We start from the raw sequence: 19,282 nt of genomic DNA on the forward strand, positions 1-19,282 counted from the left end.
TTATATGGCTAAGGAAGACACTATCCAGATGCAAGGCGAGATCTTGGAAAATTTGCCTAGCGCAACTTTCAAGATCAAGCTCGAAAATGGACACGTGGTACTCGGGCATATCTCTGGGAAGATGCGGATGCACTACATCCGCATCCTGCCGGGTGACAAGGTGACTGTGGAGTTGACTCCATACGATCTGTCCCGCGCCCGAATTGTGTTCCGCGCGAAGTAACGCATTCGCTCTTTTAGGATTTGAAAGGATCTGAACATGCGAGTACAGCCTTCTGTAAAGAAGATTTGCCGTAATTGCAAAATCATTCGTCGCAATCGCGTGGTTCGCGTGATCTGCACGGACCCGCGTCACAAGCAAAAGCAAGGCTAACATTTGTTAGACCTGGATTTGCGTGATACAATCGCAAACTTTTCAAGGTCTTAAGGCTTAAGGAAAGAGTATGGCCCGTATTGCAGGGGTAAACATCCCCAATCATGCGCATGCCGTTATCGGCCTGCAGGCAATTTTCGGCATCGGTCAGACTCGCGCGCAGCAAATTTGTGCTGCTGCTGGCGTGAATCCCTCCACCAAGGTGAAGGATCTGACTGAAGCTGAAATGGAAACTCTGCGTGATCAAGTGGCTAAGTTCACCGTTGAAGGTGACCTGCGTCGCGAAATCACCATGAGCATCAAGCGTCTGATGGACATGGGCTGCTATCGCGGCTTCCGCCATCGTCGCGGCTTGCCGTGCCGCGGTCAGCGCACTCGCACTAACGCGCGTACCCGTAAGGGACCGCGTAAGGCGATCGCCGGCAAGAAGTAATTTTAAGGAACACAGAGAATGGCTAAAGCAAACACAGCTGTCCGTGTACGTAAAAAAGTGCGCAAGTCTGTTAGCGAAGGTATCGTGCACGTGCACGCTTCGTTCAACAACACCATCATCACTATCACCGACCGTCAAGGCAATGCACTGTCTTGGGCTACCTCTGGCGGCGCTGGTTTTAAGGGCTCGCGCAAGAGTACACCCTTTGCCGCTCAGGTAGCTGCAGAGCACGCTGGTAAAGTTGCCCAAGAATACGGTGTGAAGAACCTCGAAGTTCGTATTAAAGGCCCGGGCCCGGGTCGTGAATCCGCTGTTCGCGCACTCAACTCGCTGGGCTTCAAGATCACCAGCATCTCCGACGTGACGCCGGTACCGCACAACGGTTGCCGTCCGCCCAAAAAACGTCGTATTTAATTCGGAGAGTGTGAGAACATGGCACGTTATATTGGCCCGAAGTGTAAGCTCGCTCGTCGTGAAGGCACCGACCTTTTCCTGAAGAGCGCGCGTCGTGCACTGGATTCCAAATGCAAACTGGACACCGCTCCTGGTCAGCATGGCGCCCGTCGCGGCCGCCTGTCCGACTACGGCGTTCAGCTGCGTGAAAAGCAGAAAATCCGCCGCATCTACGGCGTACTCGAGCGTCAGTTCCGCAACTACTTTGCGGAAGCTGTTCGCCGCAAGGGCTCCACGGGTGAAAACCTGCTGAAGCTGCTTGAGTCCCGCCTGGACAATGTTGTATATCGCATGGGCTTTGGCTCCACTCGCGCCGAAGCGCGCCAGCTGGTCAGCCACAAGGCTATCGTTGTGAACGGCCAGGTTGTGAACATTCCGTCCTACCAGGTTAAAGCCGGTGACGTAGTGTCCGTCCGCGAAAAGGCCAAGAAGCAGGCTCGTATCGTCGAAGGCCTGGCTCTGGCTGAGCAAGGCGGCTTCCCGACTTGGGTGTCCGTGGACTCCAAGAAAATGGAAGGCGTCTTCAAATCCGCTCCGGAACGTTCCGAACTGTCTAGCGATATCAACGAACAACTCGTTGTGGAATTCTACTCCAAGTAATCGCTAGCTCTTAGGGAATGACTATGCAAAACAGCGCTTCGGAATTTCTGAAACCTCGTCTGATTGACGTACAGCCGGTTTCCGCCACCCACGCTCGCGTGTCGATGGAGCCGTTCGAGCGCGGCTACGCCCATACCCTGGGCAATTCGCTGCGCCGCATCCTGCTGTCGTCGATGCCGGGCTATGCTCCGACCGAAGTGACTATCGCTGGCGTTTTGCATGAGTATTCCGCGCTTGACGGCGTGCGGGAGGATGTCGTTGACATCCTCCTCAACCTCAAGGGCGTAGTGCTTAAGCTGCATGGTCGCGACAGTGTCGTGCTGACCTTGAAAAAGGAAGGCGAGGGCGCTGTCTTGGCTAGCGATATCGAGCTGCCGCACGACGTGGAAGTGATCAATCCGGAACACGTGATTTGTCACATCTCCGCTGGCGGCAAGATCGACATGGAGGTCAAGGTGGAGAAGGGCCGCGGCTATCAGCCGGTGTCCGTCCGCACCAGCCATGACGACAACCGTTCCATCGGCACCATCCAACTGGACGCTTCCTTCTCGCCGGTTCGCCGCGTGAGCTTCGCTGTGGAAAGCGCCCGTGTGGAACAGCGTACCGACCTCGACCGCCTGGTTCTCGACATCGAGACCAACGGCGTCATCGAGCCGGAGCAGGCTGTGCGCAACGCAGCCCGCATCCTGATGGATCAGCTGTCGATCTTTGCAGATCTCCAAGGCACAGCGGTTGAAGAAGTCGTTGAAAAGGCGCCGCCGATCGATCCGATCCTGCTGCGTCCGGTAGACGATCTTGAACTGACGGTCCGTTCGGCCAACTGCCTGAAAGCAGAGAACATTTATTACATCGGCGATCTGATCCAGCGTACCGAAACCGAGCTTCTGAAGACACCGAACCTCGGCCGCAAGTCGCTGAACGAGATCAAAGAAGTTCTCGCTTCCAAGGGCCTGACTCTCGGCATGAAGCTCGAGAACTGGCCTCCGGCTGGTCTGGAAAAGCCGTAAGTTTGAGACTAAAGGACATTAACAATGCGTCATCGTTACAGTAATCGTAAACTGAACCGCACGACCAGCCATCGTCTGGCGATGCTGCGCAACATGGCCAACTCGCTGCTGAAGCACGAAGTTATCGTGACCACGCTGCCGAAGGCCAAGGAACTGCGTCGTGTGGCCGAGCCGCTCATCACGCTCGGCAAGAAGCCGTCTCTCGCCAACCGTCGTCTGGCGTTCGACCGCACCCGTGACCGCGAAATCGTGGTTAAACTCTTTGACGTGCTCGGCGCGCGCTACGCTACCCGCAACGGTGGTTACGTGCGTATCCTGAAGTACGGTTTCCGCAAGGGCGACAACGCCCCGATGGCTCTGGTAGAGCTGGTGGACCGTCCGGAAGATGCCGTTGCCGTTGAAGACAACTCCGCCGAGTAATCGACGAAGTTGCAGGAAAAAGCCAGCTCGCTTGAGCTGGCTTTTTTCATGCCTGCCGCCTGGCGCGATAGGCCGCGCAGGCGCGAAAGCTAGAAGATAGACAAGCCGGTTCGCGTGGTAAAGCGATCCAGCGCCTCCAAGCCCAGCACCGAATTGCCGCGGCTGTCCAGTTGCGGACTCCATACCGCGATGCTCATCTTGCCCGGGATCACCGCCAGCAAGCCCCCGCCCACGCCGCTCTTGACCGGCAAGCCGACACGATAAGCGAATTCGCCGGCTGCATCGTAGGTGCCGCAGGTCAACATGACGGCATTCACCTGTTTGGCCTGGCTGCGGCTCAGGTATCGTTCACCGGTCAGCGGCGACACGCCATGGTTGGCGAGAAATAGTCCCGCGCGCGCCAGCTCGCGGCAAGTCAGCGCGATGCTGCAGCTATCGAAGTATTGCGCCAACACGGTTTGCACCGCGTGTCCGATATTGCCGTAACTTTTCATGAAGTGGGCCAGCGCCGCGTTGCGGTCCCCGTGCTCGCGCTCCGATGCGGCAATGACAGGATCGGCATCCAGCTTGGGGCTGTCGGTTTCCTGGCGCAGCCAATGCAGCAGATGGCGATGGGCGTCGCCGAAGTGGCCCATGGCGCGATCGGTCACGACCAGGGCGCCGGCATTGATGAAGGGATTGCGCGGGATGCCGTGCTCGTATTCCAGCTGCACCAGCGAGTTGAAGGGATTGCCGGACGGTTCCTTGCCGACATGGCGCCACAGCGTCTCCCCGTCGACTTGCAGCGTCAGCGCCAGCATGAAGGCCTTGCTGATGCTTTGCATAGAAAACGGCGTGTCGGCGTCGCCGCAGGCGAATTGCTGGCCATCCAGCGTATGGATGGCGAAACCGAACTGGTGCGGGGCAACCGAGGCCAGGGCTGGGATGTAGTCGGCTACCTGGCCTTGATCGTAGAAAGGCAGCACTTGCTGCCGGATATCTTCAATAAGCGCTTGCAGATTCATCGGCAGATTTTAATCATTGCGTGGGCCGCCAGTCTAGAAGCTGTAACGCTCGCTGAGGATTTCGACGGGATCGCCTAATGTCAGAATGCCCTCATTGCAGGCGCGCAGATTGACGCCGAAACAGACTCCCTCATCCAAACGGCGCGTGCGCACCAGCGTCTGCAGCGGTTCGCCGCCGGGATCTTTTTCACCGCTTTGCGGATCGACGGTGGTCAGCACGCAGCGCGTGCACGGTCCGGTGATTTCAAATTCGACTTCGCCGATGCGGATGCGCTGCCATTCGTCCTCGATCCACGGGTAGTCGCCATCGACGACCAGATTGGGCCGAAAATGACGCAGGCTGACGGGCTGTTGCAGCTCGTGGTTGAGCGCGTCGAGCGAGGCTTGGTTGACCAACAGATACGGGTGGCCGTCGGCAAAGCTCATCTTGTTCGAGTCCGGGTAGGGGCGCTGCGATTCGGCGCCCAGCCATAGCAAGCGGCAGTCGGCGCCGACAATGTCGGACAGCCAGGCATCGACGCGGGCATCACCGTGGCAGGCAGCGAAGCTGTCCTTCCATACCTGCGCGGGATGGGCTTGGGTGTAGACGGTGGTCATGGCGAAAATCGGCGATTTGTCGGGATAGTGCAGCAGGATGCCGCCCGGCAGCAGCTCGACTTTCAACCGGAGCAGGTGCGGATGGGTGCGGGCGGTGATCTGTTTCCCATCGGGGCTGGCGATCAGCCATTCGCGGTCATGCAGCAGGCCCAGTTTGCCGGCGTAGGCGCGGGTGGTGGCGATGCCGCGTGTCGATTTCAGCGGGTGGACAAACAGGGATATCAATTGCATGGCATGGCTCCGTCGATTTGCTGTGATGCTATCAGCTCATCAAGGTGATGGGTAGTTGCGCGGGCGGCAGCGGCCGAAAATCGCCATGACAAAATCTTTAACTAAAACACATGGATTGTTGCCATGGGTTTGTAAGAGAACCATTGCATATATTTCACCGGCAATTTACATTGAGGGCGCGGCAGATTGTCGGACGATTTCTGCGGAAGTGCTTGGCAGGCCGGTACGGCCACTAAATGGCGCCAAGCTGCGAGGAAAGATGGTTGTGTTACGGTTTATCCGTTGAGGTTTGCGCGATTACGGGCTAAACCTGAGTAGGTAAAGACATGATAGATGGTGCCAGACACGGCGAAGTTCCAAGCTGTGATGGCTTCGCAAGCGATTGGGGATCTGGAGGAAGTGGTATGCGCTCTTTGCGAGTCAAGCTGATTGCTTTTATTGCCCTGCTGCTGGTGGTGCTGGGCGTTGTGATCACGATCCTGGTTTACGGCCAGATGCGCAATGAAATCATCCAAGGCGTGGAGAATGAGCTGGATGGCACCTCGAAGGGCTATGCCGGTTTGGTGGCCAGCTGGTACAAGAGCAAGGTGGGCGTGGTGATCGCGGCCAACCCGCTGGTGGCTGATCAGGATCCTCGGCAAACGCTGGCGCGGCTGAGCCAGGCCGGCGGTTTCGACATGACCTATATCGGCACCGCGCAGCACGTGATGATACGTTCGGACATGAAGCCTCAGCCGCAGGGTTATGACCCGGTGGCGCGGCCGTGGTATCAGCAGGCGGCGGCCAGCGGCAATCCCGGCGTATCCGATCCCTATGTGGACTTCGACACCAAAAAACTGGTGGTCACCTTCGTCTCCCCGGTCAAAGACGGCAGCGGCTTGAAGGCGGTGGTGGGCGGCGACATCTTCATCGACGACCTGGTGAAGACCGTGTTGTCGGTGAAATTGCGCGGCAACGGCTATGCCTTCCTGGTCGACAAGACCGGCAAAGTGATCGCCCACCCGGATGCCAGCCTGACGCTGAAACCGCTGACCGAAAAAGTGCCGGAACTGACCGGCGATCGCTTGACCCAGCTGGCGGCGAGCAACGGCATGGTGCCGGTGCAGATCGGCGGCGAGAACAAATTGGTGGAAGTCCAGCCGGTGGAAGGCACCAACTGGTTGCTGGGCGTGGTGACCGATGAAGCGGTCGTGACCAATCCTTTGCGCACCCTGCTGTTGACCATCATCGGCCTGGGCGCGGTGTGCGTCGCCATCCTGGCGGTCGTGGCCAGCGTGATACTGAGCAAGATGCTGTCCGGCTTGGGCCGCCTGCGCGGCGCGATGCTGGAAATTTCCCAGGGCGAGGGCGACCTGACTCGCCGCATCCAGGTTAGCGGTCAGGACGAAATCGCCGAAACCGCCACCGCCTTCAACCGCTTCATCGATCAGCTGCAGAAGATGTTCCTGGCGGTGAAGGAAGAGGCCGAGCGCGTGACCAATGGCGTAGAAAGCGTCACCCACACGGTGGACAAGGTGGCGCACGACTCGCGGCAGATTGCTGACGTGTCCAGCTCCAACGCCGCCACGCTGGAGGAGATCACCGTCAGCATCTCGCATATCGCCGATGCGGCGCGCGAAGCGGACACGCTGGTCAATCACACCGGCGATGTGTCCAGCGAGAGCGCCAGCGGCATGCTGCGCATCTCCAATGAAATGAACAGCACGGTGGATGCGGTCAAGGGCCTGTCCAGCATGCTGGCTTCTCTGGATCAGCGCTCTCAGCAAATCAGCGGCATCACCAATGTGATCAAGGACATTGCCGATCAGACCAATCTGCTGGCGCTGAACGCGGCGATCGAGGCCGCCCGCGCCGGCGAGATGGGCCGTGGCTTCGCCGTGGTGGCCGACGAAGTGCGCAAGCTGGCAGAGCGCACCGGCCAGGCGACGGTGGAAATCTCCGGCATGGTCAGCACCATACGCGAGGAAACCAGCCAGGCGGTGAACAATATGCAACGCACCGTCAACTCGGTGGATGGCGGCGTGGAGCTGACGCAGAGCGCGGTGGAGCGCATCGAGCAGATCCAGCAGGCGATGCAGGAAGTCATGGCCAAGATGAACGAAATCACCTTGTCCACCAGCGAACAGCACAAGGCCACCACCCTGATCGCGCAGAGCACCGAGCAGATCAACGGCCGCATCGTGGACAGCGACGACGCTTTGCAGACGGTTCGCGACACGCTGTCCAGCCTGACGCAGTCGGCCAACAATATGCGGCAGTTGTTCTCGAGTTTCCACGTATGATCCAGCGCCGCGACTGACGGCGGAAAGCCCGGGTGATCCGGGCTTTTTTACACCAGGGGACGGTGCCGCGCGGGGACGCGGCGTCCAGGCTGCGCGCAGTCTGGCAGTGGATAAAACAATAAGCGGCAGGTGGGTGGGAAGGAGCGGGCGATGGAAAAAGCGACGGGATTGAGCCTGAAGGTTCGTCTGCAGGGATTGATGCTGATTGCGGTGCTGGTGGTCTGTGTGCTGGGCGTGATCAGCGTGTTCAACCAGCGGCACAGCATGATGCAGGACCGGCAGGACAAGGTGCGCAATCTGGTGGAAAGCGCGGTCTCGCTGGTGAGCGCCTATGAGCAACTGGTGGATAGCGGCAAGATCAGCGAGGCCGATGCCAAGCGCACGGTGTCCAAAGTGCTCAGTTCAATGCACTACGACAAGTCTGACTATTTCTTTGCCTATGATGCCGACTGGACCTATGTCGCGCATGGCGCCAAGCCGGAATTGATCGGCAAGAATCTGGCGGGGGTGAAAGACCCGAACGGCGTCGAGTTGAAGACGCTGTTCCAGAATGCGATCTCCTCGCCCGGCGGTGGCGGATTCGGCGAATATGTGTGGAGCAAGCCCGGTTTTTCTACGCCGCAGCCCAAGCTGTCCTATGTGACGACCACGCCGCGCTGGCATTGGATCGTCGGCTCCGGCATCTATCTGGATGACGTCGAGGCGGCGTTTCGGCATGAGCTGTTGTGGCTGGGCGGCTTGATGCTGCTGGCGCTGCTGCTGTTGCTGAGTTTGGGCGGCATGATTCTGCGCAATGTGCTGGGGCAATTGGGCGGGGATCCGCAAGAAACGGTGGCGGTGGTCAAGCGCATCGCGGCCGGCCGCTTGTCCGAGCCGGTTGCAGTCCGCGCCGGCGACAGCAGCAGCCTGATGGCCGCGGTGAGCGCCATGCAGCAGGAGTTGCAAAGGCTGGTGCGCGACATTGTGGAAGGCGCCCATCAGTTGTCCCTAGTCAGCAAGGAGGTGACCAGCGAGGCGGAGGCTGTCGGGCGCGGATCCGAGCAGCAAAGTTCCGCCGCCACCGCGATGGCGGCGTCGATAGAACAGCTGACGGTCAGCGTCAACCACATTTCCGACCGTTCGCAGGACGCGCGCGATCTGGCCAAGGAATCCGGCACATTGTCCAAGAGCGGCGGCGCGGTGATCGCGGAGGCGGTGGACGAGATGCGCCGCATCAACGACGCGGTGGATCAGACTGCCGGCATCATCACCAGCCTGGCCGACAAAACCCAAACCATATCCAGCATCATGCAGGTGATCCGCGACATCGCCGATCAGACCAATCTGCTGGCCTTGAACGCGGCGATCGAGGCGGCGCGCGCCGGCGAGATGGGGCGCGGCTTCGCCGTGGTGGCGGACGAGGTGCGCAAGCTGTCGGAGCGCACGGCGCAGGCGACGCAGGAAATCGCTTCCATGATCCAGGATGTGCAGCAGGGGGCCGAGCATTCCCGCCACAGCATGGAGGAGGCGGTGGCGCGGGTGAAGTCCGGCTTGGGCTTGGCGGAACAGGCCGGGGCGGAGATCGCGCGGATTCAGGACAGCGCCAACGGCGTGATCGATGTGGTGGGCGACATCGCTTTCGCGCTGCAGGAGCAGAGCGTGGCCAGCCAGCATATCGCCGAGCATGTGGAAAAAATCGCGCAGAGCGCCACCAGCAACGCCGCGGCTTCGAATGCGGCTTCGCAAGCCATCCACAATATGTACCAATTGGCGGCCAATCTGCGGCAGCTGGTATCGCGCTTCAGCGTCGATAAGTGAGGCGGCGGTGATCTGCCCCCGCTAGCCATACCAGCAATCAGGAGAGAAGTCCTAGGTTTGCATGGTGGTGGAACCTGCTGATCTTTGGCTTGCTAATTGTGCCTGGCGATGGCGTGCCGCAAATTCCGCTGGCGGTATCCGGCCAATCGATCCATGGGGACGGACTTGATTGTAATCGTCCCGCCACGCGGAGATGATCTGCCTGGCCTCCGCCAGCGAATCAAAGACATGCTCGTTCAGGCATTCGTCGCGGAGTCTGGCATTGAAGCTTTCGATGTAACCATTCTGCATCGGCCGGCCTGGTTGAATCAGGATGTGGCGGATGCCGCGGCTTTGCGCCCAGCCCATGAATGCCCGACTGGTGAACTCCGGCCCATTGTCCGTCCGGATCGCTGACGGATAGCCGCGAAATTGCGCCGCCTGATCCAACATCCGCGTGACGTATTGACCGGACATCGAGAAATCCACCGCAATCTGCACCGCTTCGTGGCTGAAGTCATCGGCGACCGTCAGGCATTTCAAGCGCCGACCACTGGCTAACTGGTCGCTGACAAAATCCATGCTCCACACCTCATTCCACTGTGTAGCGGCTTGCAGCGGCGTGCGCACGCCGGTCAGCTTACGCCGACGGTTACGTCGTCTAACCGCCAGACCTTGTTCGCGATACAAGCGGTACACCCGCTTGTGGTTGATGCCCGGAAACTCTGCGCGCAACAGGTCATACACTCGCCGATAGCCAAAGCGGCGGCGCGTGTGGGCGATATCGATGATGCGGGCGGTCAGCCGATGCGTGAATGCATCGGTTTGCGGCGGATGTCGCCAGGCGTCTCGAGAAAGCCCCACAAGCCGGCAAGCGCGGCGTTCCGACAATGCCAGTCCGCTGCTTAGCATGATGCGGATGGCCTGCCGCTTGGCTTGCGGGGCTAGCGCTTTATCCCGAAGGCGACCTTGAGAGCTTCGATATCGAGGTGGGCTTCGGCCAGCAGCTTCTTGAGCCGGGCATTCTCGGCTTCCAGATCGCGAGCGCGCTGCAATTCCGCGACGTTCATGCCGCCGTATTTGCTTCGCCATTTGTAGAAGGTGGCTTCAGAGAAGCCTCCCTGGCGGCAGACCTCCTTGATGGCCATGCCGAGTTCGGCCTGCTTGAGAAAGCCGATGATCTGCTCTTCGGTGTATCTGCTCTTCTTCATATCCGTCATTTTCCTTCAAGTGACAGACTTCTCTCTACTTTTGATTGGTAGGAGCTGAGGGGAGCAGATCAGCGGGCGTGTCATGAAAAAGCGGCGGCGCGTTCAGGAACGCTCCGCCGCTTTATGCTTTCATGTCCCGCTCAATAGCGGCCGCGGCGGCGCCAGCCCAGGGCCAGTGCCAGCAGCAGCAAGGCGCCGCAGCCAGCCACCACCGGCAGATTGCCGACCTGCATATACGGCGTCAGCCCCTGGCGGCTCTCGGCGAAGCCGGTCAGCACCTGGGTGGTGAATGGCGCGGCGATGGCGGAAATCTCTCCGTCCGGCCGAATGATGGCCGTCATGCCGTTATTGGTGGCGCGCAGCATGTAGCGGCCGGTTTCCAGCGAACGCGCCTGCGACAGCTGCAGATGCTGGCTCATGGCCTCGCTCTTGCCGAACCAGGCCAGGTTGCTGACATTGGCCAGGATGCCGGCCTTGGCGGCGGGGCCGATCAGCTCTTCGCCGAAACTGTCCTCATAGCAGACGTTGAACGCCACCTTGTGTCCGGCCAGCTCCAGCGGCGGCTGATCGGCGCCGCCGCGGCTGAAGCCGGACAGCGGCATGTCCATATACTGGTAGATCCAGCCGATCAAGCCCGGCAGCGGCACGAACTCGCCGAACGGCACCAGATGGTCCTTGGCGTAGTAGGGCATCTTGGGGTCGCTTAGCGCGACCACTGCATTCAGGTAGCCGCGGCCGTCATTGGTTCGGCGCGGCACGCCGCTGGCCAGCGCCATGCCGGAACGCTTGGCCTCGCCGCGCATCATGGTCAGATAGCCGGACGGCAGATCGTCCAGGAACAAGGGCAGCGCGGTTTCCGGCAGGATCATCAGGTCGGCGCGGGTTTTCGCCACCTGGCGGTAGTAAGTCAGCAGCGATTGCTCCAGATTCTCCGGCGACCACTTCATCTCTTGCGCGATATTGCCCTGGGCCAGCGCCACGGTGATGGGCTTGCCGTCCGGGGTGGTCCACTCCCGCTCGCGCAGCCAGAAGCCGCTGCTCCATACCAGCGCGGTGGCCAACAGTATGGCCAGCCGCTGGCGCATGCCGCCTCGCGCCAGCATGACCAAGCCGCCGGCCGACAGCGCCACCAGATAATTGACCAGATGGATGCCGCCGATCGGCGCATAGCCGGACAGAGGGCTTTCCGTGATCTGCGAGTAGCCGGCGGCGGCCCAAGGGAAGCCGGTCATCACCCAGCTGCGCAGCCATTCGCCGAGTTCCCAGGCTGCGGGAAAGGCGATCAGCCAGCGCACAGAGGGGCGCGAGTCGATGCGGCAGGCAATCCATGAGGCCAGGCCGGGATATAGCCCCAGATAGGCCGGCAACAGCAGCACCAGCGGCGCGGCGATCCAGGCCGGCAGGCCGGCCACGTCATGCAGGCTGTCGTAGATCCACTTGAAATTGCTGGCATAGGCGGAGACGCCCCAGACATAGCCTATCCAGAAGGCGCGGCGCGGTTCGCGCTGCAGCAGCTCGATCAGCGCGGCCAGGCACAACGGCATCAGCCAGAACATCCGGTAGGGGGCGAAGGCGAACAGGGTCAGGGCGCCGGCTAGCGCGGCGGCCAGCAGCAGGAACAGGATTCTCATCGGCTAGCGTATCGTGTGCAATGGTGGGGAGGCGGCTGGCCGAGGCCAGCCGCTTTCAGCATAGGCCTTATTCCGGCACGCTGACAGAGGCCTGGATGCGCTCCACCAGCAACGTGTCCAGACGGCGGCTGTCGGCGCGCAGCACGGTGAAGCGCAGGCCGGCGGCCTCGATCTTCTCGCCGCGCTTGGGCAGGTGGCCGGTCAGCGAAATCACCAGGCCGCCGACAGTGTCGACGTCGTCGTCGGCGTAGTCGGTGCCGAAGTAATGGTTGAAGTCTTCGATCTCAGTCAGCGCCTTGACACGGTAACGCTCGTTGCCGCGCACCGGGACGATGTCGTCTTCCTCGTCGTCGATATCGTATTCGTCCTCGATGTCGCCGACGATCTGTTCGATCACGTCCTCGATGGTGACCAGGCCGCAGACGCCGCCGTATTCGTCCACCACCACTGCCATGTGGTTGTGGGTGGCGCGGAAGTCGCGCAACAGCACGTTCAGCGGCTTGGATTCCGGCACGAACACCGCCGGGCGCAGCACATTCTTCAGGTTGAAGGTGGCGGGCGCATGGAAGTAACGCAGCAATTCCTTGGCCAGCAGGATGCCTTGCACATCATCCTTGCTTTCGCCTATCACCGGGAAGCGCGAGTGGCCGCTGTCGATCACAGTCGGCAGAAAACGCGAGATCGGATCGTCGATATTGAGCACGTGCATCTGGCTGCGCGGGATCATCACGTCCCGGACAGTCAGTTCGCTGACCTCCAACACCCCCTCGATCATGCCGAGAGCCTCGGCATCCAGCAGATTGCGTTCGAAGGCGTTGTGCAGCAGCTCGATCAGGTCCTCGCGGTCCTCCGGCTCGCGCATGAGCATGGTGGACAGGCGTTCCAGCCAACTGGGCCGCGGTTTACTGGGGTCTTCCATTGCTTAGAGGTGCTCCTGATGGTAGGGATCGGGATATCCTAGCCGTTTAACGATGACGGTTTCAAGCGCTTCCATCACTTCGGCCTCGTCATCCGCCTCGTGATCGAAGCCTTGCAGGTGCAGCATGCCGTGGACCAAGAGGTGGGCGTAGTGCGCCATCAGGTCCTTGTTCTGCTCGGCGGCTTCTTTTTCGACGACCGGCGCGCACAGCACCAAGTCGCCGAACAAGGGCAGGCCTGCGACGGTTTCGCCCTCGTTCAGCGCGAAGGACAGGACGTTGGTCGCATAATCCTTGCCGCGGTAATCGTTGTTGAGCTGACGGCCTTCAGCGGCGTCGACGATGACGATGCTGACTTGGGCGTGTTTCACCTCGCGCCGCAGTGCGGCCTGGCAGGCGCGGCGGATCAGCGCCGGCTCCGGCAGCTGGGCGGCGTCGCTGCGCACGTCCAGGGTCAGCTCCAGCCGTCCGGCTAGGCGAGCCGGCAGCGGGTTGCGTTTAGCTTTTTTCATCTTGCTTGCTTTGGTAATGGTCGTAAGCATCGACGATTTTCTGCACCAGCGGATGGCGCACCACGTCGTTGCTGTTGAAATGATGGAAATGAATGCCGCGCACCTGGCCGAGAATGCGCTCCACTTCGACCAGGCCGCTTTTCTGGTGGCGCGCCAGGTCGATCTGGGTCACGTCGCCTGTGATCACCGCCTTGGAACCGAAGCCGATGCGGGTCAGGAACATCTTCATTTGTTCCGGCGTGGTGTTTTGCGCCTCGTCCAGGATGATGAAGGCGTGGTTGAGGGTACGGCCGCGCATATAGGCCAGTGGCGCGATCTCGATCAGGTTCTTCTCGAACAGCCGGGTGACGCGGTCGAAACCCATCAGGTCGTACAGCGCGTCGTACAGCGGCCGCAGATACGGGTCCACCTTCTGCGCCAGGTCGCCGGGCAGGAAGCCCAGCTTCTCGCCGGCTTCCACCGCCGGGCGCACCAGCACGATGCGCTTGACCGCGTCGCGCTCCATCGCGTCCACCGCGCAGGCGACGGCCAGATACGTCTTGCCGGTGCCGGCCGGGCCGATGCCGAAGGTGACGTCATGCTGCTGGATGGCCTTGATGTAGCGCGCCTGGTTCGGCGTGCGGCCTTTGAGGTCGCCGCGGCGGGTCGCCAGCACCGGAGATTCCTCCTGCTCGGCGCTGGATGGCTGCTGGCGCAGCTCCACCAATGACAGTTGCACGTCGTCGACGGAGATGTCCTGCTTGTCCGCCTGCAGATACAGCCGGGTCAGCGCTTCCACCGCCAGCTTGGCGGCCGGACCCTGCACGCGGAAGGCTTCTCCGCGGCGCTGGATGACGACATCCAGTCCGGTTTCGATCTGTTTCAGATTTTCGTCCAGCGGGCCGGAAAGGCGGGCCAGCCTGTCGTTGTCCACCGGGTTGAAGCTTAGGGATTCGCTAGTGCTCATGCGGTTTGCAATTTTTGGCTTAACTGTTCAAAAACGATGGCGTGGCGGCCGTGTGACACTTGATAGGCCGCCATGCCTAGTTTGCGGGCCGGCGCGATGTCGCGCGCCGGATCGTCGCCCACCATCAGGCAAGCGGCCGGGACCAGGTTTTCCAGCGCCAACGCGTGGCGGAAGATGCGCGGGTCGGGTTTGGCTACGCCGGCCTCGTCCACGGTGACGACGTGGCGAAAGTGATGAGCGATGCCTAGGTGGGCCAGCTTGTCGCGCTGTTGTTCGGCGCCGCCGTTGCTGACGATGATGCGCGTCAGGCGGCGGGTGGCGTCGAGAAAGCCGGCCGCGCCGGGCGTGAGGCGGCGATGGCGGCGATAGGCGTCCATGTAAGGCTGAAACAGCCGCGCGGCCTCGTCTTCCGCCAGCTGCGGCAGGCCGAGAAAATCGCGCAGCCGTTCATGGCGCTGCTGTTCTATCGTCAGCTCGCCGCTTTCGAAACGCCGCCAGTGGCGATCGACGCAGGCGCGCCAGCGGCGCAGCAGCTTGGTTTCGGATTCGGCGAAGCGGGCGGCGTGCGGCGCGATGAAGGCGGCAAAGGCCTGCGTGGTGGCATGGCTGTCGTCGAACAGGGTGTCGTCCAGGTCCAGCAACAGGGCCTTGATGCCGCTTGCCTTCATGCTTGCTGCAGGCTTTCCAGGCCGGGGGCGACCATGCTCGGCGCAAACTCGATGATGTCGTAACGCGCCACGCCGCCCTTGGCGAACGGGTCCTGTGCCAAGCGGGCTTCCAGCGCGGCGCGTTCGCCGCGCGCCAGGATCACGCCGCCGTCGCGCGGCACTTTGCGGCCGGAGGCCAGGAACAGGCCGTCGGCGTAAGCTTGCTGCAGCCAAGCCGCATGGGCTGGCAGCATGGCGTCCACGTCGGACAAGGGGGCGGTATAGGTCAGCGAAACGATGAACATGCTTCATCCTCCGTGCGGGAAACCGGCCCAGCATACGCCACGCAATCTGCGTTGCCTAGCAAGCCGAGCCAGCGCACGGTCAGACGCTTTCGCTGGTCACCACCTCGCCGGCCAGCGAATGCGGGAAGGCGGCGGTGATCTTGACGTCTATCATCTGGCCCAAGAGGCGCGGGTGGCCGGCGAAGTTGACCACGCGGTTGTTCGCGGTGCGCGCCGCCAGCATGGCGGCATCCCGCTTCGACACATTTTCCACCAGCACGCGCTGCACGGTGCCGACCATGGACTGGTTGATGGCGAAGCCCTTGGCCTCGATGACCTCGTTCAGCGCCTCCAGGCGACGCACTTTCTCGGCATGCGGCGTGTCGTCCGGCAGATTGGACGCCGGGGTGCCGGGGCGCGGGCTGTAGATGAAGACGAAGCTGAAGTCGAATTCGCAATCGCGCACCAGTTTCAGCGTCTGTTCGAAGTCGGCTTCCGTTTCGCCGGGGAAGCCGACGATGAAGTCCGAGCTCAGGCATAGGTCGGGGCGGATGGCGCGCAACTTGCGGATGATGGACTTGTATTCCAGGCCGGTGTAGCCGCGCTTCATCGCCATCAGCACGCGGTCGGAGCCGCTTTGCACCGGCAGGTGCAGGTGGGAGACCAGCTTGGGCAGCTTGGCGTAGCAATCGATGATGCGCTGGGAGAACTCGCGCGGGTGGCTGGTGGTGAAGCGGATGCGCTCCACGCCCGGCACTTCGTGCACGTATTCCAAGAGCAGGGCGAAGTCGGCGATCTCGCCGTCGCTCATCATGCCGCGATAAGCGTTGACGTTCTGGCCCAGAAGGGTGATTTCCTTCACGCCCTGGGCGGCCAGGCCGGCGATCTCGGTCAGCACATCCTCGAACGGACGCGACACCTCCTCGCCGCGGGTGTAGGGCACCACGCAGAAGGAGCAGTATTTGGAACAGCCTTCCATGATGGAGACGAAGGCCGCGCCGCCATCCACCTTGGCTGGCGGGATGTGGTCGAACTTTTCGATCTCGGGGAAGGAGATGTCCACCTGCGAGCGGCCGCTTTGCTGGCGGCTTTGGATCAAATCCGGCAGGCGGTGCAGCGTTTGCGGGCCGAACACCACATCCACATACGGCGCGCGCTTGACAATGGCTTCGCCTTCCTGGCTGGCCACGCAGCCGCCCACGCCGATGATCAGATTCGGGTTGGCTTCCTTCAGCGGGCGGATGCGGCCGAGGTCGGAGAACACTTTTTCCTGCGCCTTTTCGCGCACGCTACAGGTGTTGAACAGGATGACGTCGGCTTCTTCCGGATTGTCCGTCTTGACCATGCCTTCGGCGCTGCCCAGCACGTCCGCCATCTTGTCGGAATCGTACTCGTTCATCTGGCAGCCGAAGGTCTTGATGTATACCTTCTTCATTGCTACTCGGGTTTCCAGCTGTGTTCGGTTTCAGGGGGCGGTCTGGGCCTGGCGCTGTTTCAGCGCCTCGATTTCGTCATCGCCCAGCACCCAGATGCGGTTGATGTTGCCTTGCTGATCGAAGGTCACACCGACGGTGCGGCCGTTCAGATTGTTCAAATGCCCGCTCAGCAGGAAGCGGTTGTGGTCATCAAGGATGCGCACGCCAGGCGCCAGCGCGAAATGGCTGGGCTCACCGGCGATCAGCGCGCCCAGCCGCTGCAGCAGCGTGCGGTCGTCGCGGACGAAATCGATGCCGGTTTCGTCCATTGCGCCCAGCGTGCCGACAACCAGATTGTCGGGCAGCAGGCGCCCGGCCGAAACCGGCAGGGCCAGGCACAGCAGGCAGAAGGCGGCGATGAGTTTTTTCATAGCAAATTGAACATGTTGCGCGCGATTCTACCATAGCCGGCGGCTGCGCCGTTCAATTGTTTTTTGAGTGTTCAGGCTTTGGCCATCGATCTGGCGGCATAGCGCTCGGCCAGCGCGAACATCATCGGGTTGAGCAGGATGGAGACGATGGCTCCGGCCAGGATCAGCGCCTGGCCCCGCGCGCTGAGCAAGCCCAGCGAGATGCCGAGGCCGGCCAGAATGAACGAGAATTCGCCGATCTGCGACAGGCTGGCGGCGATGCGCAGGCTGGTGTGGTGGCTGCGGCGGAACAGCCGCACGATGCCGTAGGCCATCGCCGACTTGCCGATGACGATGATGAAGACCGTCGCCAGCAGCACGCCGGTATCGTTCAGCAGCACCTCCGGGTCCAGCAGCATGCCGACCGAGACGAAGAACAGCACGGCGAAGGCCTCGCGCAGCGGCAGCGACTCCTCGGCGGCCCGATGGCTGAACGGCGATTCGGCCAGCACCATGCCGGCGAAGAAGGCGCCCAGCGCGAAGGATATCTGGAACAGCTGGGTGGCGCCGTAGGCCACGCCCAGGGCCGTGGCCAGCACGCCGAGTCGGAACAGCTCGCGGTTGCCGGTGTGGACGATCTGCTCCAGCATCCACGGAATGAAGCGGCGCCCCACCAGCAGCATCAGCGCGACGAAAGCCGCCACCTTGGCCATGGTGATGGCCAGCGTCCAGCCGAGCTGCGACCAGGACAGCGCGACCTGGCCGCCGTTCAGCATGCCGGCGAAGGCTGGCAGCAGCACCAGTGTGATCACCATCACCAGGTCTTCCACCACCAGCCAGCCGACGGCGATCTTGCCGTCCCCGCTCTCCAGCCAGCCGTTTTCCTCCAGCGAGCGCAACAAGACCACTGTGCTGGCCACTGACAACGCCAGGCCGAATACCAGCCCTTCGCCCGGAGGCCAGCCGAGGAAATGCGACAGCCCCATGCCCAGCAGCGTGGCAAAGGCGATTTGCGCCAGCGCGCCCGGCACGGCGATGGCCTTGACCGCCAGCAGATCCTTGATCGAGAAATGCTGGCCTACGCCGAACATCAGCAGAATGACCCCCAGTTCCGCCAGTTCCGGTGCCAGCACGGTATCGGCCTGGAAGCCGGGCGTGAACGGGCCGACCAGAATGCCGGCCGTGAGATATCCCACCAGCGGCGGCAGGCGCAGACGCAAGGCCAAGGCGCCAAGCGCGAAGGCAAACACCAGGCCGCCGACGATGGTGGTGATCAGGGGGGTGTCGTGATGCATGGGCAAAGTTCCGCGTGAAAGACTGAATAATATAAAGACGGTATATCAGAAGGCTAGTTCCGATAAATTTGCTTATATTAATTCAACGTCATGCGGGCCGGCGCGACCGCATCCGAGCGGCTTGCGAACTAAAAGCGCTCGAAGGGCTGCAGGTAGCGCCATTCTCCCGGCTGCAGGCCGGACAAGGCGAGGCGGCCGACGCGGATGCAGCGCGCGCCTTGCAGGCGGACGCCGAGCTGGCGGCTGATTTCATCGAAGAAGCCGGCGCGCGGCGAATAGACGGCGCAGCGCAGTTGATGGTCGCTTTGGCGGCTGATCTTGCATTGCCGCAAGGGCCTGCCGTCCAGGCGGATGGCCGCGACGCGCTGTTTCAACTCTTCCGCGGCGGGTGCGCGCTCCACGTGCAACAGGAATTCCATTTCACATTCGGCCAAATGGCGCGGCAGCTTCTTGTCCTGGGTCAGTACGACCAGACCGTGGCACTGCTCATCGACTGCTCCGATAGCGGTCAGGTGTTGACGGTGGCGCGCCAGCCAGACTTGCTCCGACGCGTCCTGCGGCGAGCGGCTGTCCGGCCCCAAGCGCTGCGCCGGCGGCGCGGTGTCGCCGGCTGCGCGGTTCAGCAACAGGGTCACCGGCAGCCTCGCCAGCGACTGCGGCATCCCGGCCAGCGTGATTTGCTGCTCCGGCAGCACGCGCGCGCCCAGAGTGGTGACAACCGCGCCGTCCACTTTCACCAAGCCTTGCTCGATGCAGGCGTCAGCCTCGCGCCTCGAGCATAGGCCCAGTTCCACCATGCGCTTGGACAGGCGCACCTTCGTCTCGTCCATTGTTCACA

The 19,282-nt window shown here is 61.8% G+C and carries 22 protein-coding genes; 9 read left to right on the plus strand and 13 right to left on the minus strand.

What is annotated here, in order from left to right; genetic code table 11:
• Nucleotides 1–4: 4 nt before the first annotated feature.
• The 7 genes from infA (at nt 5) to rplQ (ending at nt 3,286) form a co-directional block, all read left to right on the plus strand.
• Nucleotides 5–223: a translation initiation factor IF-1 gene (gene infA / locus BI343_RS07680; protein WP_031296780.1), complete on the plus strand. Its 219-nt coding sequence runs from the start codon at nt 5–7 to the stop codon at nt 221–223.
• Between the two features lie 36 nt (nt 224–259).
• Nucleotides 260–373, plus strand: coding sequence for a 50S ribosomal protein L36 (gene rpmJ, locus BI343_RS19280; RefSeq protein WP_011137711.1), 114 nt, complete (start codon nt 260–262; stop codon nt 371–373).
• A 70-nt stretch (nt 374–443) separates the two neighbouring features.
• Entirely contained in the window at nt 444–806 is a 363-nt protein-coding gene (rpsM, locus tag BI343_RS07685; RefSeq protein ID WP_043627102.1) for a 30S ribosomal protein S13, read from the plus strand.
• Nucleotides 807–824: 18 nt separating this feature from the next.
• Nucleotides 825–1,220 (plus strand): 30S ribosomal protein S11, encoded by a 396-nt coding sequence (gene rpsK, locus BI343_RS07690; RefSeq protein WP_011137709.1) that lies wholly within the window; start codon nt 825–827, stop codon nt 1,218–1,220.
• Nucleotides 1,221–1,238: 18 nt separating this feature from the next.
• Nucleotides 1,239–1,859: a 30S ribosomal protein S4 gene (gene rpsD / locus BI343_RS07695; protein WP_043627100.1), complete on the plus strand. Its 621-nt coding sequence runs from the start codon at nt 1,239–1,241 to the stop codon at nt 1,857–1,859.
• Between the two features lie 23 nt (nt 1,860–1,882).
• Nucleotides 1,883–2,866 (plus strand): DNA-directed RNA polymerase subunit alpha, encoded by a 984-nt coding sequence (locus tag BI343_RS07700; RefSeq protein ID WP_043627098.1) that lies wholly within the window; start codon nt 1,883–1,885, stop codon nt 2,864–2,866.
• A 24-nt stretch (nt 2,867–2,890) separates the two neighbouring features.
• The gene (rplQ, locus tag BI343_RS07705) at nt 2,891–3,286 is read left to right on the plus strand and encodes a 50S ribosomal protein L17 (protein WP_011137706.1); all 396 of its coding nucleotides are present in this window, start codon (nt 2,891–2,893) and stop codon (nt 3,284–3,286) included.
• Between the two features lie 89 nt (nt 3,287–3,375).
• Here the strand turns inward: rplQ and BI343_RS07710 are convergent, their stop codons facing one another.
• Together BI343_RS07710 and BI343_RS07715 are read right to left on the minus strand one after the other, a co-directional pair.
• Complete coding sequence (locus BI343_RS07710) at nt 3,376–4,290, minus strand: glutaminase (protein WP_071109265.1); 915 nt, start codon at nt 4,288–4,290, stop codon at nt 3,376–3,378.
• Between the two features lie 33 nt (nt 4,291–4,323).
• Nucleotides 4,324–5,118, minus strand: a complete 795-nt coding sequence (locus tag BI343_RS07715) for an MOSC domain-containing protein (RefSeq protein WP_071109266.1) — start codon at nt 5,116–5,118, stop codon at nt 4,324–4,326.
• A 404-nt stretch (nt 5,119–5,522) separates the two neighbouring features.
• Between BI343_RS07715 and BI343_RS07720 the strand changes: the two genes are divergently transcribed.
• Nucleotides 5,523–7,400, plus strand: coding sequence for a methyl-accepting chemotaxis protein (locus tag BI343_RS07720; protein WP_071109267.1), 1,878 nt, complete (start codon nt 5,523–5,525; stop codon nt 7,398–7,400).
• Between the two features lie 150 nt (nt 7,401–7,550).
• Nucleotides 7,551–9,197, plus strand: a complete 1,647-nt coding sequence (locus tag BI343_RS07725) for a methyl-accepting chemotaxis protein (RefSeq protein ID WP_071109268.1) — start codon at nt 7,551–7,553, stop codon at nt 9,195–9,197.
• A 51-nt stretch (nt 9,198–9,248) separates the two neighbouring features.
• On the opposite strand, the gene BI343_RS07730 is transcribed toward BI343_RS07725, so the two are convergent.
• The 11 genes from BI343_RS07730 to BI343_RS07785 all read right to left on the minus strand — a co-directional run bounded on the left by BI343_RS07730 (nt 9,249) and on the right by BI343_RS07785 (nt 19,274).
• Nucleotides 9,249–10,387 (minus strand): IS3 family transposase gene (locus tag BI343_RS07730; RefSeq protein ID WP_422614097.1). Its coding sequence is split into 2 segments (ribosomal slippage): nt 9,249–10,132 and nt 10,132–10,387, totalling 1,140 coding nucleotides; the frame shifts between segments, so codons are not numbered across the junction.
• Between the two features lie 140 nt (nt 10,388–10,527).
• Nucleotides 10,528–12,018: an apolipoprotein N-acyltransferase gene (gene lnt, locus BI343_RS07740; protein WP_071109269.1), complete on the minus strand. Its 1,491-nt coding sequence runs from the start codon at nt 12,016–12,018 to the stop codon at nt 10,528–10,530.
• Nucleotides 12,019–12,085: 67 nt separating this feature from the next.
• Nucleotides 12,086–12,937, minus strand: a complete 852-nt coding sequence (locus BI343_RS07745; protein WP_043627081.1) for a CorC family transporter — start codon at nt 12,935–12,937, stop codon at nt 12,086–12,088.
• Nucleotides 12,938–12,940: 3 nt separating this feature from the next.
• Nucleotides 12,941–13,447 carry an rRNA maturation RNase YbeY gene (gene ybeY / locus BI343_RS07750; protein WP_071109270.1) on the minus strand — a complete coding sequence of 169 codons (507 nt, stop codon included), beginning with the start codon at nt 13,445–13,447 and terminating at the stop codon, nt 12,941–12,943.
• Nucleotides 13,434–14,393: a PhoH family protein gene (locus BI343_RS07755; protein ID WP_071109271.1), complete on the minus strand. Its 960-nt coding sequence runs from the start codon at nt 14,391–14,393 to the stop codon at nt 13,434–13,436. Before BI343_RS07755 ends, ybeY begins: the two co-directional genes overlap by 14 nt.
• Complete coding sequence (locus tag BI343_RS07760; RefSeq protein WP_071109272.1) at nt 14,390–15,061, minus strand: HAD family hydrolase; 672 nt, start codon at nt 15,059–15,061, stop codon at nt 14,390–14,392. The genes BI343_RS07755 and BI343_RS07760 overlap by 4 nt, the downstream gene beginning before the upstream one ends.
• Complete coding sequence (locus BI343_RS07765; RefSeq protein WP_071109273.1) at nt 15,058–15,345, minus strand: YciI family protein; 288 nt, start codon at nt 15,343–15,345, stop codon at nt 15,058–15,060. Before BI343_RS07765 ends, BI343_RS07760 begins: the two co-directional genes overlap by 4 nt.
• 79 nt (nt 15,346–15,424) lie before the next feature.
• Nucleotides 15,425–16,759 (minus strand): tRNA (N6-isopentenyl adenosine(37)-C2)-methylthiotransferase MiaB, encoded by a 1,335-nt coding sequence (gene miaB, locus BI343_RS07770; protein ID WP_071109274.1) that lies wholly within the window; start codon nt 16,757–16,759, stop codon nt 15,425–15,427.
• 30 nt (nt 16,760–16,789) lie between these two features.
• Nucleotides 16,790–17,170 carry a hypothetical protein gene (locus tag BI343_RS07775; protein ID WP_071109275.1) on the minus strand — a complete coding sequence of 127 codons (381 nt, stop codon included), beginning with the start codon at nt 17,168–17,170 and terminating at the stop codon, nt 16,790–16,792.
• 71 nt (nt 17,171–17,241) lie between these two features.
• The gene (locus tag BI343_RS07780; RefSeq protein WP_071109276.1) at nt 17,242–18,444 is read right to left on the minus strand and encodes a cation:proton antiporter domain-containing protein; all 1,203 of its coding nucleotides are present in this window, start codon (nt 18,442–18,444) and stop codon (nt 17,242–17,244) included.
• 128 nt (nt 18,445–18,572) lie between these two features.
• A complete protein-coding gene (locus tag BI343_RS07785; RefSeq protein ID WP_071109277.1) occupies nt 18,573–19,274 on the minus strand; it encodes a S4 domain-containing protein in 702 nt (233 codons plus the stop codon).
• Between the last annotated feature and the right edge of the window lie 8 nt (nt 19,275–19,282).

Origin of the sequence: Chromobacterium amazonense, assembly GCF_001855565.1 — a bacterium.
Classification (GTDB): Bacteria; Pseudomonadota; Gammaproteobacteria; order Burkholderiales; family Chromobacteriaceae; genus Chromobacterium; species Chromobacterium amazonense.

Coding starts and splice junctions, on each gene's coding strand:
- ybeY (WP_071109270.1), bottom strand. CDS start 13,447: ATGAAAAAAGCTAAACGCAACCCGCTGCCGGCTCGCCTAGCCGGACGG.
- rplQ (WP_011137706.1), top strand. CDS start 2,891: ATGCGTCATCGTTACAGTAATCGTAAACTGAACCGCACGACCAGCCAT.
- BI343_RS07780 (WP_071109276.1), bottom strand. CDS start 18,444: ATGCATCACGACACCCCCCTGATCACCACCATCGTCGGCGGCCTGGTG.
- BI343_RS07700 (WP_043627098.1), top strand. CDS start 1,883: ATGCAAAACAGCGCTTCGGAATTTCTGAAACCTCGTCTGATTGACGTA.
- BI343_RS07760 (WP_071109272.1), bottom strand. CDS start 15,061: ATGAAGGCAAGCGGCATCAAGGCCCTGTTGCTGGACCTGGACGACACC.
- BI343_RS07715 (WP_071109266.1), bottom strand. CDS start 5,118: ATGCAATTGATATCCCTGTTTGTCCACCCGCTGAAATCGACACGCGGC.
- lnt (WP_071109269.1), bottom strand. CDS start 12,018: ATGAGAATCCTGTTCCTGCTGCTGGCCGCCGCGCTAGCCGGCGCCCTG.
- rpsD (WP_043627100.1), top strand. CDS start 1,239: ATGGCACGTTATATTGGCCCGAAGTGTAAGCTCGCTCGTCGTGAAGGC.
- BI343_RS07710 (WP_071109265.1), bottom strand. CDS start 4,290: ATGAATCTGCAAGCGCTTATTGAAGATATCCGGCAGCAAGTGCTGCCT.
- BI343_RS07725 (WP_071109268.1), top strand. CDS start 7,551: ATGGAAAAAGCGACGGGATTGAGCCTGAAGGTTCGTCTGCAGGGATTG.
- BI343_RS07720 (WP_071109267.1), top strand. CDS start 5,523: ATGCGCTCTTTGCGAGTCAAGCTGATTGCTTTTATTGCCCTGCTGCTG.
- miaB (WP_071109274.1), bottom strand. CDS start 16,759: ATGAAGAAGGTATACATCAAGACCTTCGGCTGCCAGATGAACGAGTAC.
- BI343_RS07755 (WP_071109271.1), bottom strand. CDS start 14,393: ATGAGCACTAGCGAATCCCTAAGCTTCAACCCGGTGGACAACGACAGG.
- infA (WP_031296780.1), top strand. CDS start 5: ATGGCTAAGGAAGACACTATCCAGATGCAAGGCGAGATCTTGGAAAAT.
- BI343_RS07745 (WP_043627081.1), bottom strand. CDS start 12,937: ATGGAAGACCCCAGTAAACCGCGGCCCAGTTGGCTGGAACGCCTGTCC.
- rpsK (WP_011137709.1), top strand. CDS start 825: ATGGCTAAAGCAAACACAGCTGTCCGTGTACGTAAAAAAGTGCGCAAG.
- BI343_RS07785 (WP_071109277.1), bottom strand. CDS start 19,274: ATGGACGAGACGAAGGTGCGCCTGTCCAAGCGCATGGTGGAACTGGGC.
- BI343_RS07765 (WP_071109273.1), bottom strand. CDS start 15,345: ATGTTCATCGTTTCGCTGACCTATACCGCCCCCTTGTCCGACGTGGAC.
- rpmJ (WP_011137711.1), top strand. CDS start 260: ATGCGAGTACAGCCTTCTGTAAAGAAGATTTGCCGTAATTGCAAAATC.
- rpsM (WP_043627102.1), top strand. CDS start 444: ATGGCCCGTATTGCAGGGGTAAACATCCCCAATCATGCGCATGCCGTT.
- BI343_RS07775 (WP_071109275.1), bottom strand. CDS start 17,170: ATGAAAAAACTCATCGCCGCCTTCTGCCTGCTGTGCCTGGCCCTGCCG.